The following is a 15,099-nucleotide window of genomic DNA, read 5'->3' on the forward strand; positions in this document are numbered from 1 at the left end:
GCGCACTACGATGGACGCATGGACGCGAAACATCTTGGCGATAACCTCACTGTTGTACTGCACACCGAAGAAGAACTTCGTGTGCGCCTCGCTGAACTGGCGCGCGAAATTGAGCGCGACTACGCTGAAGAGCCACCGCTCCTTGTCGGTGTGCTGAAAGGCGCCGTCATGGTGATGGCTGATCTCGCTCGCGAGCTCAACTTCCACGCCCAGATGGACTGGATGGCGGTCTCGTCGTACGGCGTCGGCACCAAGTCGAGCGGCGTTGTCAAGATTCTGAAGGATCTGGACGCAGACATCACTGGGCGCGACGTGCTGATCGTCGAAGACATTATCGACTCGGGCCTCACGCTCTCCTGGCTGAAAGATAACCTCGAGAGCCGGGGGGCGAAATCGGTTCGTATCTGCACGATGCTGCGAAAGCCTGAGGCGTTGAAGGTTGAGGTCGACGTCGCCTATGTTGGCTTCGACATCCCTGTGGAGTTCGTTGTCGGCTACGGTCTCGACTACGCAGAGGACTACAGGAACCTGCGCGACGTCGCGATCCTCGCCCCGCACGTGTACTCGGGCAAGTAACGTTAGGTTCTCCGCCCTGAGCGGACAAGCGCACTGTGGCGGCAGAAGTGTCAGACGCCTCGGATACGCTTAGCTCGCTGTAATCTGCCGATCGAAAGGCCCAGACTTGGCTGAAAAATCGTCCGAGACGCCGACAAAGGGTCGGCGCCTGCTCAAGGGCCCGTTCGTGTATATCGCGATCGCGGTCGTATTCCTGCTGCTCGGGTGGTCATTCCTCTCAGGGAGTAATACACGGGAGGTGAGCACCGAACGAGGCCTCGAGCTCATCGCCGAGGGCAAGGTCAAGCAAGCTGAGATCATCGACGGTGATCAGCGCGTGAACCTTGAGCTGGCGAAGGCAGATAAGAAGGCGGGCAGCGACAACGTCTTCTTCTACTACGTCAACCAGCGCGGTGCAGAGGTGATCTCGGCGATCGACGAGGCACAGCCAAAGGACGGATTCAACGACGTCGTTCCGAAGCCGAATCCATTCTGGTCGCTCCTTGGATTCCTGCTCCCGCTCCTGCTCATCGGTGTGTTGCTGTGGTGGATGATGTCCTCCATGCAGGGCGGCGGCCGCGGTGTCATGCAGTTTGGTAAGTCGAAGGCCAAGCTTGTCTCGAAGGAGACACCTGTCGTGACGTTCGCCGACGTCGCTGGCGCCGATGAGGCCGTCGAAGAGCTCGAAGAAATCAAGGACTTTCTGCAAGACGCCTCTCGCTTCCAGGCTGTCGGCGCTCGCATTCCGAAGGGTGTGCTGCTGTACGGCCCTCCGGGAACCGGCAAGACCCTGCTTGCACGCGCGGTCGCAGGCGAGGCCGGTGTGCCGTTCTACTCGATCTCGGGTTCTGACTTCGTTGAAATGTTTGTCGGGGTCGGCGCGAGCCGCGTCCGCGACCTGTTCAAGGAAGCCAAGGCGAACGCCCCAGCGATCATCTTCATCGATGAGATCGACGCTGTCGGCCAGCGCCGTGGCCAGGGCATGGGCGGCGGTCACGACGAGCGTGAGCAGACCCTGAACCAGCTCCTCGTCGAGATGGACGGCTTCGACCCGAAGGCGAATGTCATCATGATCGCGGCCACGAACCGCCCAGACATGCTTGACCCTGCGCTGTTGCGTCCGGGCCGATTCGACCGCCAGGTCGGAGTCGACGCGCCTGACATGCGCGGCAGGCTCATGATTCTGCAGGTGCATGCGAAGGGCAAGCCGCTTTCGAAGAACGTCGACCTTGAGGTCGTTGCGCGAAAGACCCCGGGGTTCTCTGGCGCTGACCTCGCGAACGTGCTGAACGAGGCGGCTCTGCTTACCGCGCGCTCGAACGCTCAGCTCATCGACAATCGCGCGCTTGACGAGGCGATCGATCGCGTTATTGCTGGGCCGCAGCGCCGCACGCGTGTCATGAAAGACCAGGAAAAGCTCATCACCGCCTATCACGAGGGTGGCCACGCCCTCGTCGCGGCATCGCTGAACCACACGGATCCCGTGACCAAGGTGACGATCCTTCCACGCGGCAGAGCCCTCGGCTACACGATGGTTATCCCGCTCGAGGACAAGTACTCGGTGACTCGAAACGAGCTGCAAGATCAGCTCGCGTACGCCCTTGGAGGCCGCGTTGCTGAAGAACTCGTCTTCCACGACCCGACCACGGGCGCAGGCAACGACATCGAGAAAGCGACGTCAACTGCGCGCAAGATGGTGACTGAGTACGGCATGACGACCGCGGTCGGGCCCGTGAAGCTCGGACAGGCGCAGCCTGGCGCGTTCATGGGTGACTTCGGTCAGTCCCGCGATTACTCGGAGGGTCTCGCTGTGCAGATTGATGCCGAGGTGCGCGCGCTCCTTGAACAGGCGCATAACGAGGCTTACGAGGTGCTTGTGGCAAACCGTGACGTGCTCGACAAGCTCGCGCGGGAGCTGCTCGAGAAGGAGACACTCGACCACCTGCAGCTCGCTGAGATCTTCCGCGATGTGCGGAAGCTTGGGCCGCGTGCGACGTGGCTTTCCCACGGAGACCGTCCCGTCTCCGATCGGCCTCCGATCGAGGTGCCTGCCGCGGTGCGAACCGACGGACCGACAGCCGAGAAGGTTGCCCAGAGCGAGGGCGACTCACCAGCCCCAGCCGACGCCACGCAGCCAGACACACCCGGCGAGTAGGCGACGTGAGCGCAGGAGTGGATCGGGACCGGGTCGCGAGGGCAGTTCGCGAGCTGCTCAGCGCAATCGGTGCCGACCCTGAAAGTGACGAGTTGCGGGCAACACCCGGACGCGTGGCTGACTCGTACGCGGAGTTCTTTGCCGGAGTCGGGGTTGACCCACAGCAGTTTTTGCGCGACGCGGTACCCGTTGACGGTGAGACCGGCGAGCTCGTGCTCATGCGCGATATCGCCCTGCGCTCGATCTGCGAACATCACCTGCTCCCGTTTCGGGGGAGGGCGCACATCGCCTACCAGCCGCGCGACCGTGTTGTCGGGCTCAGTGCGTTACCTCGAGTCGTCGACGCCCTCGCCGCGCGGCCGCAGGTGCAAGAGCGCCTGGGCGAGCAGATCGTTCAGGCGATTGTCGATGGCCTCGATCCGATGGGAGTGCTCGTCGTGCTCGAGGCGAGCCACGGCTGCGTGGCAGACCGAGGAGTGCGTGAGACTGAGGCCGAGGCCGTCACAATCGCCTCGCGCGGCAACCTGGCAGAGGCCGCCGCGCGGTCAGAAATCATCGCGCTTATTGCGCCTGGCGGACCAAGGAACCCGTTGTGACAGAGACCCGAGTGCGCCCCGCCCCGCTCATCCTTGGCGTTCTCAACACCACCCCTGATTCGTTCAGTGACGGGGGAGAGTACCTCGATCCTGAACGCGCGGTCGCCCGCGCCCGTGAGCTCGTCGCGAATGGCGCTGACGTGATCGACGTCGGCGGCGAATCTACGCGGCCAGGGGCGACCCCTGTGCCGCGCGCCGAAGAGCTCGCCCGAGTTCTCCCGGTGATTCGCGAGCTGACCGCAGCAGGGATCGTCGTGTCGATCGATACGATTCACGCAGAGACAGCCGAAGCAGCCGTCGCCGCAGGCGCAAGCTACATCAACGATGTCTCGGGCGGCTTGAACGACGCAGACATGCTCAAGGTGGCTGCGCGCGCGGCTGCATCGTCGGGCACGAGGCTTATCCTCGGGCACTGGCGAGGCATCCCCGATCCCGCGAACGAGCGGTCTGTGTATGGCGACGTTGTTCGCGAGGTGCGCGACGAGCTTGCACAGCGGGCATCTGAAGCGATCGCTGCTGGAGTGGCGGCCGAACTCATCGTGCTCGACCCAGGGCTCGGGTTCGACAAGACTGGAGAGCAATGCTGGGAGCTGTTGCGCAGGCTCGGCGAACTCCAAGATCTGGGGTACCCGGTGCTCGTTGGTGCCTCCCGGAAGCGGATGCTTGGTGAGGTGCTCAGCGAGCTACCCAGTGCGCCTGCGGGTCCCGCTGGGCGCGACGGCGCGACAGCTGTCGTGAGCGCCCTCTTGGCGCGAGCCGGCGCGTGGGGGGTGCGAGTACACGACGTCGCCAGCACGGCGGCGGCGATCGCCGTCGAACGTGCGTGGTCAGGGCCAGCAATCGGCGACAGCATCACGCTCACTGGCCTCGAAGTGTATGCCCACCACGGCGTGTTTGACTTCGAACGTGACGCCGGGCAGCGGTTCTTCATCGACGCGACGCTGCACGTGGATCTCAGCGCAGCGGCGGCGGGCGACGATCTGGCGAGCACCGTGCACTACGGAGAGTTCGCAGATGCTGTCGTCGCAGCGGTCGCCGCTGACCCGGTCGACCTCATCGAGACCGTTGCTGAGCGCGTCGCCCAGCTCGCGCTTGAATACCCTGGGGTGAATAGAGCGCGCGTCACCGTCCACAAGCCCGACGCACCGATCCAGGCGCCGTTCGCCGACGTCGCTGTCACCGTTGATCGAGTTCGGGGGGCCAAATGATTGCCCAGGTCGTTCCAGTGCTCCTTGCGTTCGGTGCGAACCTCGGCGACCGCGGCGAGACAATTCGTGCGGCGCAGCGAGAGCTCGCCGGGCTCGACGGCATCGCCGAGTTTGTTGCCTCCCCGCTGCACGAAACAGTGGCACTCACGCTTGATGGGCCGGACCCGACCGCTCCGAAGTACATCAACGGCGTCGCGTCACTTCAGACGACCCTCGCCCCACACGAGCTGCTCGATGCTCTGCAGCGGGTAGAGACTGCGCACGGCAGGGTCCGAGACGCCAGATGGGGCGACCGGACGCTCGACATTGACCTCATTCTCTTCGGCGGTAGAGTAATCGCTGACGACAGGCTGACTGTGCCCCACCCGCGGGCGCACGAACGCGACTTTGTGCTCTCGCCGTGGCTCGCGCTTGACCCGGACGCGGTGCTCATGGGGCACGGACGCGTCAGCGAGTTGCTCGACAGAATCGGCGACACGACAGTGCCGCTCGCTCACTCTGCGGCGGACCCGCTCGAGCCACTCGCCACGCCATGTGAGGGCAGGCCAGAGTGAGCGGACAGCAGAAGCTTCGTGGGCTAAACCCGCTGCATCTTCTCGGGACGGGGGCCGTCGGGGCCGCGTTGGCGCTCCTCATCCAGGCATGGCTCTCTTCGCGGGGTCGCCCCTCGATTCTGCTGCCCTATTCAATGGCGATCACACTCATCGCACTCGCCGTAGTGCTCGTCGTGCTCGGGTTGAGGCTGCGCAAGCACGTTGCGAAGGGCACTGGCGCAGTGAACCCGTTCCAGGCCGTGCGGCTGCTCGCGACGGCGCGCGCAGGCCAGCTTGTCGGGGCGGTCTTTGCGGGCTTTGGCGGCGGACTACTGTTGTCCCTGCTCGGCCGGAGCGTGCCTGCACCCACCCCAACCTGGCTTCCGATGCTTGTCACTGCACTTGCCGGCGTCGTGCTTCTTGTGTGCGCGCTCGTCACCGAGCGACTGTGCCGCGTGCCGCCAAGCGACGACCCCGAGGGCGAAGGCGACGCGGGCCTGGCTACACTTGAGACGTGACCCACCAGACTTTTCCCGCGCTCGAGCCCACGTGGCACAGAGTTTCGCCAAAGTACGCTGTCTCTGATCTCATCATCAATGTGGTGATGTCGTTCTTTCCGCTCGTCGGAGTCATCATCGTGTCGCTCACGAACCACGGCGACGTTCCGCTCTGGCTGACGCTCGGCCTCTGGGGCCTCGTCGTGTTCTTCCTCGTGAATTCGCTCTTCGCGTTTCGTCGAGTGAAAGCGATCGGCTACATTCTGCGCGAAGACGATCTGCTGTTCAGGCGTGGCATCATGTTTGAGCGGGTTGTGGCTGTCCCGTACGGCAGGCTTCAGCTCGTCGACATTACGCGTGGACCGCTGCTTCGCGCTCTCGGTCTTTCGACCCTGAAGTTCGTAACGGCGTCCGCGGCAACGGGTGTGCAGCTGCCGGGCCTGACCGCAAGCGACGCAGAACAGCTGCGTGACCGCCTGGTTGAGCTCGCCGAGTCCCGGCGGTCGGGGCTGTGACGTCCCCAGGTTTCCCCGATCAGGATCCGTCGGCGCGCCACGGGGAGCAGCCCGCCGCGTCCGTCGAACCAGCCGGCGCCGACGCGATGCCAGGCACTGCAGACTCCGACGGCTGGCGGCGGCTGCACCCGATCTCGCCGCTCTTGCGCGGCGGGCTCGTGCTGCTCGTGCTCATCGGTGTCTTCATCGCGAACTTCCGCGATCTGTTCGTGCGAATGTTCGTCGCGGCTTCGACCCATGAGCCAGTCGAGGACGACGAGTTCACTGCGATTCTGGGGATGCTGTCGAACGGTCAGACTCTGCTGCTTGTGCTCGGTGGTGTGGTGTTGCTCCTGCTCGTCATCGTTGGAGCCTCCTGGGTGGCGTGGCGTTTTCACACCTATCGGGTCTCGGGTGAGGCAGTGGAGTCGCGCTCTGGCGTGCTCTTTCGGCAGCACCGTCGTGCGCCGCTTGACCGCGTGCAGAGTGTCAACCTGCAGCGGCCGCTCCTAGCGCGGCTTCTTGGTCTCACAAAGATCGAGGTGCTGACTGGCGGCCAGGGCGGCAAGGTTGAGCTCGCGTATCTCGGCCACCGCGATGCGAAAGCTGTCAGAGAGCGTATCCTGCAGCTTGCCTCCGCCCGGCGTTCCGGCGCCGCCCCAGAAGCAGATCCCGGTGTGATTGCTCCCGCGGCTGCGGTCTCGTACGACGGCACACGTTACGCGGAACCGTCAGACGCGCTCACAGGGCGCGTGCAGGACTTCGCAGATTTCGACGTCGACCCTGAGGCCGCCGCGGCCCAGGCCCTCGTGCGGGTGCCGCTCGGCCGGCTCCTCGGTTCGATCCTCTTGGGGTGGGAAGCTGTCATCACGGTGATCCTCCTGCTCGTCGCCGTGTTCTGGGGGCTGATCAGCTCGGCGATTGGCGCAGTGACCGGCAACAGCGGCTTCCTGGCTGCCGGTGGGATCTCGCTACTCACAGTCATCCCGCTCATTCTTGTGACTCTCGGCATGATGTTTGCCCAGTTCAACAAGGGCTTCAACTTCACCCTTTCGAGGGGGCGGGAGTCTATTCGGGTCGGCTCGGGCCTCACCTCGACTGTCACCGATTCGATCCCGTTCGGCAGGATCCACGCGATCGAGGCTCGGCAACCGCTGTTCTGGCGCCCGTTCGGATGGTGGCGGGTTCGTGTGACGCTCGCCGGTCACTCAGTCTCTGAGGCCGGCCAGAGCGTCACCCAGAACGTCGTGCTGCCAGTTGGCAGACACGATGACGTCGTCAGGGTGATTGAGACGCTCGTGCCGGGGGCGGCGACTGGCATCACTGAGGGACTTATCGGGACAGGTGAGGACTACGTTGGCGCTGGCAAACGCGCAGGTTGGCTGCTGTGGTTTGGCAAGCGTCGCGCGGGAGTTCGTATCGACGTTCCAGCGGATCCGGCAGCCCTCACCGACGCGACGCTTCGCATCAGGCGGGGCGCTTTGACCCGCTCGTTTGCGATCATGCCGATCGTTCGGGCGCAGTCCGTGCAGCTGAGCCGGCCGCTCTGGCACTACGTCTTCAAGCTCGCCTCGCTGCAGGCTCACACCGTGCTCGGGCCGGTGCGTGTCTCCGTGCGTGGGCTCGCACTCGACGATGCTCGCATCGTCTTCGATCGCCTGTCGGCCGCGGTGCTGGCGGTGCAGCGCGCGGAGTCTGACGGCCACCCGACAACGATGAAGCGAAACGAGACCGATGAGCGGCCTGCAATCTAGCCGACTCGGAATCGGTATTGTCGGCGCCGGCAAGGTTGGCCCAGTACTGGGACGCGCGCTCGCTGGCGCTGGCCACGCAATTGTCGGTATCAGTGCGCTGAGCGAAGAGAGCCGGGAACGCGCCGAGGCGATGTTGCCAGGCGTTCCCATCCTCGACGTGCAGGAAGTCGTCAGGCGGGCTGAGATGGTGTTGCTCGCTGTGCCGGGCAGCGAACTTCCTGGCCTGGTCTCCGGGCTCGCAAAGCTTGGCGCTTGGCAGCCAGGCCAGCTTGTCATTCATACGGCGCCTGAATACGGCACAGCGGTGTTCAGTGACGCCCCAGGGGTCATTCCCATCGCGCTGCACCCTGGCATCGTGTTCACCGGCACAAGCCTCGACCTCACACGGCTCTCGGGGGCGACTGTCGCCGTGACTGCCCCAGCAGTTGTGCAGCCGATCGGGCAGGCGCTCGTCGTCGAGATGGGTGCGGAGCCGGTGCTCGTTGCCGAAGCGGATCGGGCCGAGTACGCGCGCGCAGTCATCATGGCGAGTGAGGCAGCGCGGGCGTCGGCGGGGGAGGCGATTGCAGCGCTTGAGGGCATCGGTGTCGCCGGCGCCGATCGGGTCATCGGTGGGACCATGCGCGCGGCGCTCGAAGAGGAGCTGACCCGGCACTCGAGCGACCCTGGACTGCTCTCGTAAGAGTGTTCAACTGAGCGGGCCCGCGCGGCCTGAGGGGGCCGGGGACGTGCTGTAGGTAGTTGGCTTCGACTACGTACTACCAGTGCCTTGGCTGTGGGGCATAAATGCAATCTCCTACTTAGGGACCCTGCTGGGTAGGTCGTTGCAGATACTCAGTTGCGTATGGATTGCTACTCAGCGGCTCGTCAGCGTTGTCATTCGCAATACTCACCCCACATTCCTTCGGTCAGGCTGTTCTTGTAAGGGAAGAACAGCGATTGGAAGGGGACACCTCGACATGCGACATCGAGCGAGCACAGGCGGAGCGGCCGCAGCATCACGCCACGCGGCCGGACGTCTACACAGGCGGCGCGGAGGTGCGTTTGCTGCCGCCGCTCTCGCGGTAGCGCTGATCGCGAGCCCGTTCCTGCCGGCGTCGTCCGCTCAGGCTGTCACCCACACATTCGAGCTGAACTCGGCCGATGTGAGCGCCAATGCAAAGGACGCGAACCCCGGCGACGGAGTCTGCGCGACCGCGGCAGGTACGTGTACCCTGCGGGCTGCGCTTGAGGAATCGAACGCGTTGAACCTCGCGCCTGGCGCGGTGCTCATCACTCCGGCTCCCGGCTTCACTGGCAACATCGACCCTGTTGGTACGAGCTATCAGTACATGCAGACCGGGCTTGTGTCTAACCAAGACTCCGGGGTCCACTTCCTTGTGACCAGCCCGGTGACGATCGACCTCAAGAATGAGGTCACAGTTGAGGCGTCACGTGACGTTGGCGGTGCACTGTTCCACGTGAACGGCAAGGACATCGTGTTTAAGAACGTCACGCAGATGCTTTCTGCTGAGTCGTCATTTGTGATGGGGCCGAAGGCCGATGGTGTCACCATTGACGGCGGCTCTTCGGTGACTCAGGCCCACTACGGCCCCGAGCGCTTCATCGTGTTCCGCGAGGGCTCCAAGAACATCACCCTGAAGAACTACCGTGTGCAGGGGTTCTACGACGCTGGCACCGCGACGGGTCTGTTCTACTTCAATGCGCAAAACAACACCCCGATCGAGAATGTGACGATCGACAACGTGCGCGTCACCTATACGGTTGGCGGACGGTGCACAGCTAGCGATGGCTCTGGTTGCCGCACGAGCCTCATGCAGTTCCTGCCCCGCAATCAGAACGTCGTGCTTGATGGGTTTACGTTTAAGAACTCGTTCGTGTCGAACCTCACGAACCAGGTCGCATTCCCGTTCACGACCAACGCAGCCGCCGGCTACAGCGTTAAGGCCTCGAACATCAACATCACTGACAACGAGTTTATTAACGTTCAGGGCTACGGCACCGGAGTGTACAACGCGTTCATCACGCTGCCCTATGGGCAGATTGGTGGAAAGAACCAGATCACTGGGAACCAATTCGTGCGTGCGACGAGTGGGCAGAGCCACGCGATTGCCTGGAACGGCAACACGACCACTGGCAACGCCGGTGACATGCGCATCGCAAACAACTACTTCAACGGATACACCGGCAACTCGGTCTACCTGCAAAACACGGGCAATGTGAACGTGGAGAAGAACACCTTTGGTGCTCGGAGCGCGAGCCAGAACCGGCCGGGAACGGCTGAGGAAGGCCGCGACGGAGTGACTGCGCTCGTTGACAACAACACGAATGCGAACGGCCGCGTAATGACGTGGTACCCGACAGGTACCGCCGCGGTGCTCACCAATGATGCACCTGCAGGTTCGATCCAGGTCGAATCGCCGCTCGCTGAAGACGTGCCCGCATGTGTTGCGACGCTTGACGTATCGGCGCCGAGCGACCTCCCGCTCCCTGAGAGCACGGTCGATCTCGACCTGTACTGGACCGCGGACCGTACCGCAGAGGTATACCTCGGCCGCGTCGAGGGCCTCACAGGCGCAAGCGCCAAGCTGCTGCTTGACCTTCCTGTCGGCCCGCAGAAGTTCCCGTCGACGGTCGTCGGCGAGTTCGACGAGGCGACAATTGTTGATGCGAACACTGGTGCTGGCCAGGGCTATGTTCGAGTTCAGACCGTTGGCGCGACCACTGGTCAGTCATCGCAGTACTCGCGAATGGTCGGCTTCAGTGGTAACTGCCGCCCGGAGATCTCAATCGATCAGTCGGCGACGCAGAACGATTCGACAATGGCACGCGACCTGCACTACACAGTCAAGTCGTCGCTGCCGCTGAACCCCGCGAGTGTGACCGCTGGTGTCGTCGACGTGACCGCTGCTGCGGTCTCCGAGACCATCGATGCGGGCCGCCTGAACCCTCGTTCAGTGTCGGTGAAGCCAGTTTCGGGAAGCGCGAACCGCGAGTTCACCGTGATAGCACGGGTTGATGACTCGGCGAAGGTGACCGCTGGTATCGCGGCTGAGAAGGTGACGAGCTCGGGTGGGCTCACGAACCGTGACGCTGCGACGAGCACCGACCCTGACATCACGTTCATCAACCCCGTGCAGGCGAAGCCTGGCTCGTTCACGCTGGTAACGGGTGAGCCGTCTGGCAAACAGTACGAGTTCACGGTCTCGTCTGGCGCCCCGAAGCCCGCATCTGATCTGAACTTCGTTGCGACGCCTGACCAGGCTGCGACAGAAAACAGCGTCGAACTCTCGAACGTCAACGCGGTCATCGCAGCTGGCGCGACAAGCTCGGGCAAGATCAAGGTGACCGCTGCAGCTGGCGACGTCCCCGCGAATACGCCGGTGCGCTTCAGCCACACGGTGTCGTCTGACGACACCAACTTCGATGGGCTTGTCGTGAACGACCTTCTTGTGAAGCTGTTCTCGACGGATCCCTCGGTGAAGATCACCAAGCGTGCCTTCACTGACGTCACGGACGCGTCGTCGCCGGCGCAGATCATGGCAACCGGGACAGAGGCTCTTGCAGGGGCACGACTCACTGACGGCCAGGCTGTCTGCTTCGTCTACGAGGTGTCGAACATCTCAGCTGACGACTGGGCAACAGAGCTGACGGATATCACTGTCACAGACACTGACACCCGGCTGGGTGAGAACGGTGTCATCGGTACGGTTCCGTCGCTCGCGGTTGGCAAGAGCACCCTGCTCTCCGCCTGCGGCAGCCTGATCCCTGAGGATACGACTGTCGGTGGTTCCAGGTGAAACCCAGAAGCGCCTTCGGCGCGGCCCGAAAACGGGTCCAAGGAATGAGCTATAGAACACAGCTCATTGCGGGTGCGACGATCGCAGCGGTTGGCTTGCTCGCGACAGGTGGAGCCGCATACGCCCTCTGGAATGCGCAGGACAACTTCGCAGGCGGAAAGGTCGCGGCCGGTGACCTGAACCTGAGCTACGGCGAGGGTACGTGGGCGCAGATCACCCCTGAGGTGGCTGCCCCCGCCGCGGGCACACTGGCAGGCGGCACCGCCGGCTTCCACTCGATGCCTGGCGACATCGTCGAGATCCGAGTCCCGCTCACCACTGTGCTTCAGGGTGACAACCTCAACGCTCGCATGAACGTTGAGATGGGGTCGGGCGCGGAGCAGAGCATCGCGGACGGCACACTCGCGGCAACCTACGTTGTCGAGAATGCGCAGTCAGAGCCCGCCTCCGAGGAAGCAGAGCTCGGCGAGCCGGTACGCGTTGCTGGCCTCACCGGCAGCAACGACGGAGTGACCGCGAACTGGACCGTCGTAGTGACGATCGAGGTGCTCGGTGACTACCGCTGGACAGACAAGGCGCCACTCGACGACCTCGACAAGTGGTCGGTTGACGGCATCAATGTGACGCTCGAGCAAATCCGCTCAGGCGATGGCTACAAGAACGGGGAGGGCTGATCCATGAAGCGCAGTACCCGTAACGTAGTCACCGCCGGCGCGGTTGTCGTGCTCCTCGCTGGCGGCCTCGCGGCCGCAGCTCTCTGGAGCGCTCGGGTCGGTGCAACTGTCCCCGACGTATCGCTCGGCGCAGTCCGGTTTGGCGCTGCCTCTGAGACAGTGACTGAGCCTGGCTACTCGGCCGGTGGCGCTCCGGTGACTGTGACGCTGCCCGGCAAGAAGATCATCGAGGTGCTCGATCAGACCACCATCGACGCGGACCCGGTTATCTGGCGGTTCACCGCGAGTGGGAACGCGCTCGGTATTGCAGGGCTGAACTACGACGTCGCCGTCACTGAACAGGTGAAGGATGGCGAGGAGCCTCACAGCGTGGCCTCTGGCGTGGCGAAGCCTGGCACGGTGCTCGAAAAGTCGACACTCAAGGTGTTCCGCGCTGGTGACGGCGGTGACTGCTCTGCAGTTCCCGCGACTCCCGAGACGCCAGAGGGTGAGGAACCAAAGAACATCTATCTCTTTGGCAATGCTGATGTCGAACTTCAGGCTCCCGGCACCGCACTCGACGGCACCGAGACGAGCCAGGAGTGGTGTGCGGCGATCAGCTGGAACTCGATCGCTGACGGCACGTACATCAACGACGTACGGGTCACCAGCGTCGCGGAGGATGGCAGCGCGAACGGCGCCATCGCCCGCTGGCACTCCCAGGTCGGCTTCCCGCCGGCACTCGAACTTCTCGGCGTGTACCGCAACCTTGCGAACGTCGAGGCGACGGCAGAAGACACGACGAAGGCGAAAGCCTCCGCCGAGTGGGACGCCGATATTTACCCAGACCCGTCAGGCGAGCCAGACCTCGTCATCTCGCTTGACCCGATCGTCACGAACGTGAACCCCGCTTTTTCACCTCGCGACTAATCCCCCCCATAAAACGTGGCCTTGGCGCTGAGCGCCGACCGAGGTCTGCATCCCCCTGCGCTCAACCAACTAGGAGAAACACCATCATGTCGAACACGAACCACGACCAGGTCATCGTTGTCACCGAGCAGAACAAGCGCCGTAAGGGCTTCATGTGGGTAGCTGCAGGTACCGCTGCGCTCCTCATCGGCGGCTCGACCTTCGCCCTCTGGTCAGCATCCGACACGTTCTCGGGCGGCGACATCACCGCCGGTGATCTGAACCTCGTTCAGTCGGCCGACACCTCGTTCTGGGATGTGTCGAACGACCGTAAGGACGCAACTGACCCGGTAACCGGCACCGACGGCACCCAGCAGCCGGGCCACGAGATCACCGACGTTGCGACCTGGCGGATTGCTCCGGGCGACAAGCTCGCTGCATCCTTCAGCGCTACGGCCACGCTCGACGGCGACAACCTCGTCGCTCGCGTAGGGATCGACGGTCTTGACAAACTGCAGGAGAACGTCTCGGGCATCAACTACAGCTACGAGGTCTACTACGACGGCAAGCTGCTCGTCACTGAGACCGCGCTGCCGAAGACCGCTGACGCACCCCTCCTGTACCTCTCGGCTCCTGCAACCGGCCAGGACGCAGGCGCCGAGGATGCTACGAACGGCATCCTGGGTGCAGCAACCGCAGTAGGCGGCGCAGCAGCGCAGTCGGCAGTGTTCGGTATGCCGACAACCTCCGAGGACCTCACCGTTGTCATCTACGCTTCGTTCTACGAGGATCAGAACGGCGACTTCCGTTACCAGGACACCGATGTGACCGTTGAGGATCGCATCGACGTGACCGCTGTTGACACCCTCGGCGAGCTGACAGTTTCGCTGAACCAGGTCCGCGACACCGGCGCACAGTTCAACTAAGTGCCCCAGTTCGCGCATCGCGCGAGCACCAGGACCCCCGCAGGCCAGGCCACTGGCAGGGCCTGCGGGGTTCCCCCTCACACTTCATCCCGCACATCACGCACAGTCCTTGAGAGGAGGATCCGATGAGTACCGCTACGAACGCACGCAGGAAGCCTACGCGCTCGGTAGTCCGCAGGAAGACCCGCGACTGGTATGACTCGCCCTGGCAGATTGCTGCCCGCGCGATCGGGTCCGCCTTCGCCATTCTTGTCATCGCGGCTCTCGCGGCACTGCTTGTTGTGCCGCGGGTGCTCGGCGGAGACTCGCTGACCGTGCTCTCTGGCTCTATGGAGCCGACGTTCTCCCCGGGCGACGTTGTTGTCGTCAAGGGAACTGACGAGGCGAAGGTCTGCAACGACGTGTCGGTTGGGCAGATTGTCACCTACTTTCCAGAACCGAATGACCCGACACTCATCACACACCGCGTGATCGGTAAGACGATTGGCACTTTTGAGGATGGGACCTCCTGCCGTCTCATCACGCAGGGCGACGCAAACTCCGCTGTCGACGAGCCAGTTTCGCCAGCGCAGGTCCGCGGCGTATTCATGTACGGCGTTCCCGGGCTCGGCTGGGCCCGCCAGTGGGTATCGCAAAACCCGATGATCGTTGCAGCCATAGCTGCGGCAGTGCTGATCGGCTGGGGAGCGCTGAGTAGCTTCCGCAAGCCCCGCACGACTGTCGTCTCGGTGCCGCGGCCTCAGGGAACTGGGCCCGGAGCGCCTGGCGCCTCAGGAGCCGCGCCTGTCGCGGGATATCTCGCCCCGCCTGCGGAGCCGCGAGAGCAAGAGCTTCGAGAGCGAGAACTCGCGCTGCGTGAGCGGGAGATCGAGCTCAGGGAACGCGAACTTGCGTTCGCAATGGGCGGGCGAGACGCAGTCACAGAGGCAGAAGCCCTCCTGAAGTCAACCGAGCCCGAAGCGTCAGCTGCAGACGCGAAGCACTCACACGTTACGCCGAACCACCGAAACGAGGGATGA

14 protein-coding genes are annotated in these 15,099 nt (G+C 63.7%); all 14 read left to right on the top strand.

The window, feature by feature from the left end:
- Window positions 1-18 precede the first annotated feature (18 nt).
- The 14 genes from hpt to ACF07D_RS10820 all read left to right on the top strand — a co-directional run bounded on the left by hpt (window position 19) and on the right by ACF07D_RS10820 (window position 15,099).
- Window positions 19-576 (top strand): hypoxanthine phosphoribosyltransferase, encoded by a 558-nt coding sequence (hpt, locus tag ACF07D_RS10755; protein WP_391504905.1) that lies wholly within the window; start codon window positions 19-21, stop codon window positions 574-576.
- 106 nt (window positions 577-682) lie between these two features.
- On the top strand, window positions 683-2,710 hold the full coding sequence (gene ftsH, locus ACF07D_RS10760; RefSeq protein WP_391504906.1) for an ATP-dependent zinc metalloprotease FtsH: 2,028 nt from the start codon (window positions 683-685) through the stop codon (window positions 2,708-2,710).
- Window positions 2,711-2,715: 5 nt separating this feature from the next.
- Entirely contained in the window at window positions 2,716-3,306 is a 591-nt protein-coding gene (folE, locus tag ACF07D_RS10765) for a GTP cyclohydrolase I FolE (protein WP_119284814.1), read from the top strand.
- Window positions 3,303-4,514 (top strand): dihydropteroate synthase, encoded by a 1,212-nt coding sequence (gene folP, locus ACF07D_RS10770; protein ID WP_119284813.1) that lies wholly within the window; start codon window positions 3,303-3,305, stop codon window positions 4,512-4,514. Before folE ends, folP begins: the two co-directional genes overlap by 4 nt.
- Window positions 4,511-5,068: a 2-amino-4-hydroxy-6-hydroxymethyldihydropteridine diphosphokinase gene (folK, locus tag ACF07D_RS10775; protein ID WP_255808292.1), complete on the top strand. Its 558-nt coding sequence runs from the start codon at window positions 4,511-4,513 to the stop codon at window positions 5,066-5,068. Before folP ends, folK begins: the two co-directional genes overlap by 4 nt.
- Window positions 5,065-5,565 carry a DUF3180 family protein gene (locus ACF07D_RS10780; protein ID WP_255808290.1) on the top strand — a complete coding sequence of 167 codons (501 nt, stop codon included), beginning with the start codon at window positions 5,065-5,067 and terminating at the stop codon, window positions 5,563-5,565. Before folK ends, ACF07D_RS10780 begins: the two co-directional genes overlap by 4 nt.
- Window positions 5,562-6,059 (top strand): PH domain-containing protein, encoded by a 498-nt coding sequence (locus ACF07D_RS10785; RefSeq protein WP_255808289.1) that lies wholly within the window; start codon window positions 5,562-5,564, stop codon window positions 6,057-6,059. The genes ACF07D_RS10780 and ACF07D_RS10785 overlap by 4 nt, the downstream gene beginning before the upstream one ends.
- Window positions 6,056-7,792 (top strand): PH domain-containing protein, encoded by a 1,737-nt coding sequence (locus ACF07D_RS10790; RefSeq protein WP_255808288.1) that lies wholly within the window; start codon window positions 6,056-6,058, stop codon window positions 7,790-7,792. Before ACF07D_RS10785 ends, ACF07D_RS10790 begins: the two co-directional genes overlap by 4 nt.
- Window positions 7,773-8,474, top strand: coding sequence for an NAD(P)-binding domain-containing protein (locus tag ACF07D_RS10795; RefSeq protein ID WP_119284811.1), 702 nt, complete (start codon window positions 7,773-7,775; stop codon window positions 8,472-8,474). The genes ACF07D_RS10790 and ACF07D_RS10795 overlap by 20 nt, the downstream gene beginning before the upstream one ends.
- A gap of 277 nt (window positions 8,475-8,751) precedes the next feature.
- On the top strand, window positions 8,752-11,592 hold the full coding sequence (locus ACF07D_RS10800) for a right-handed parallel beta-helix repeat-containing protein (protein WP_255808287.1): 2,841 nt from the start codon (window positions 8,752-8,754) through the stop codon (window positions 11,590-11,592).
- A gap of 44 nt (window positions 11,593-11,636) precedes the next feature.
- A complete protein-coding gene (locus ACF07D_RS10805) occupies window positions 11,637-12,266 on the top strand; it encodes a hypothetical protein (protein ID WP_119284809.1) in 630 nt (209 codons plus the stop codon).
- 3 nt (window positions 12,267-12,269) lie between these two features.
- A complete protein-coding gene (locus ACF07D_RS10810; protein ID WP_391504907.1) occupies window positions 12,270-13,175 on the top strand; it encodes a hypothetical protein in 906 nt (301 codons plus the stop codon).
- Between the two features lie 86 nt (window positions 13,176-13,261).
- Window positions 13,262-14,080, top strand: coding sequence for an alternate-type signal peptide domain-containing protein (locus tag ACF07D_RS10815; protein WP_119284807.1), 819 nt, complete (start codon window positions 13,262-13,264; stop codon window positions 14,078-14,080).
- Between the two features lie 125 nt (window positions 14,081-14,205).
- The gene (locus ACF07D_RS10820) at window positions 14,206-15,099 is read left to right on the top strand and encodes a signal peptidase I (protein ID WP_391504908.1); all 894 of its coding nucleotides are present in this window, start codon (window positions 14,206-14,208) and stop codon (window positions 15,097-15,099) included.

This window comes from Leucobacter sp. NPDC015123, from assembly GCF_043080205.1.
Lineage (GTDB): Bacteria > Actinomycetota > Actinomycetes > Actinomycetales > Microbacteriaceae > Leucobacter > Leucobacter aridicollis_A.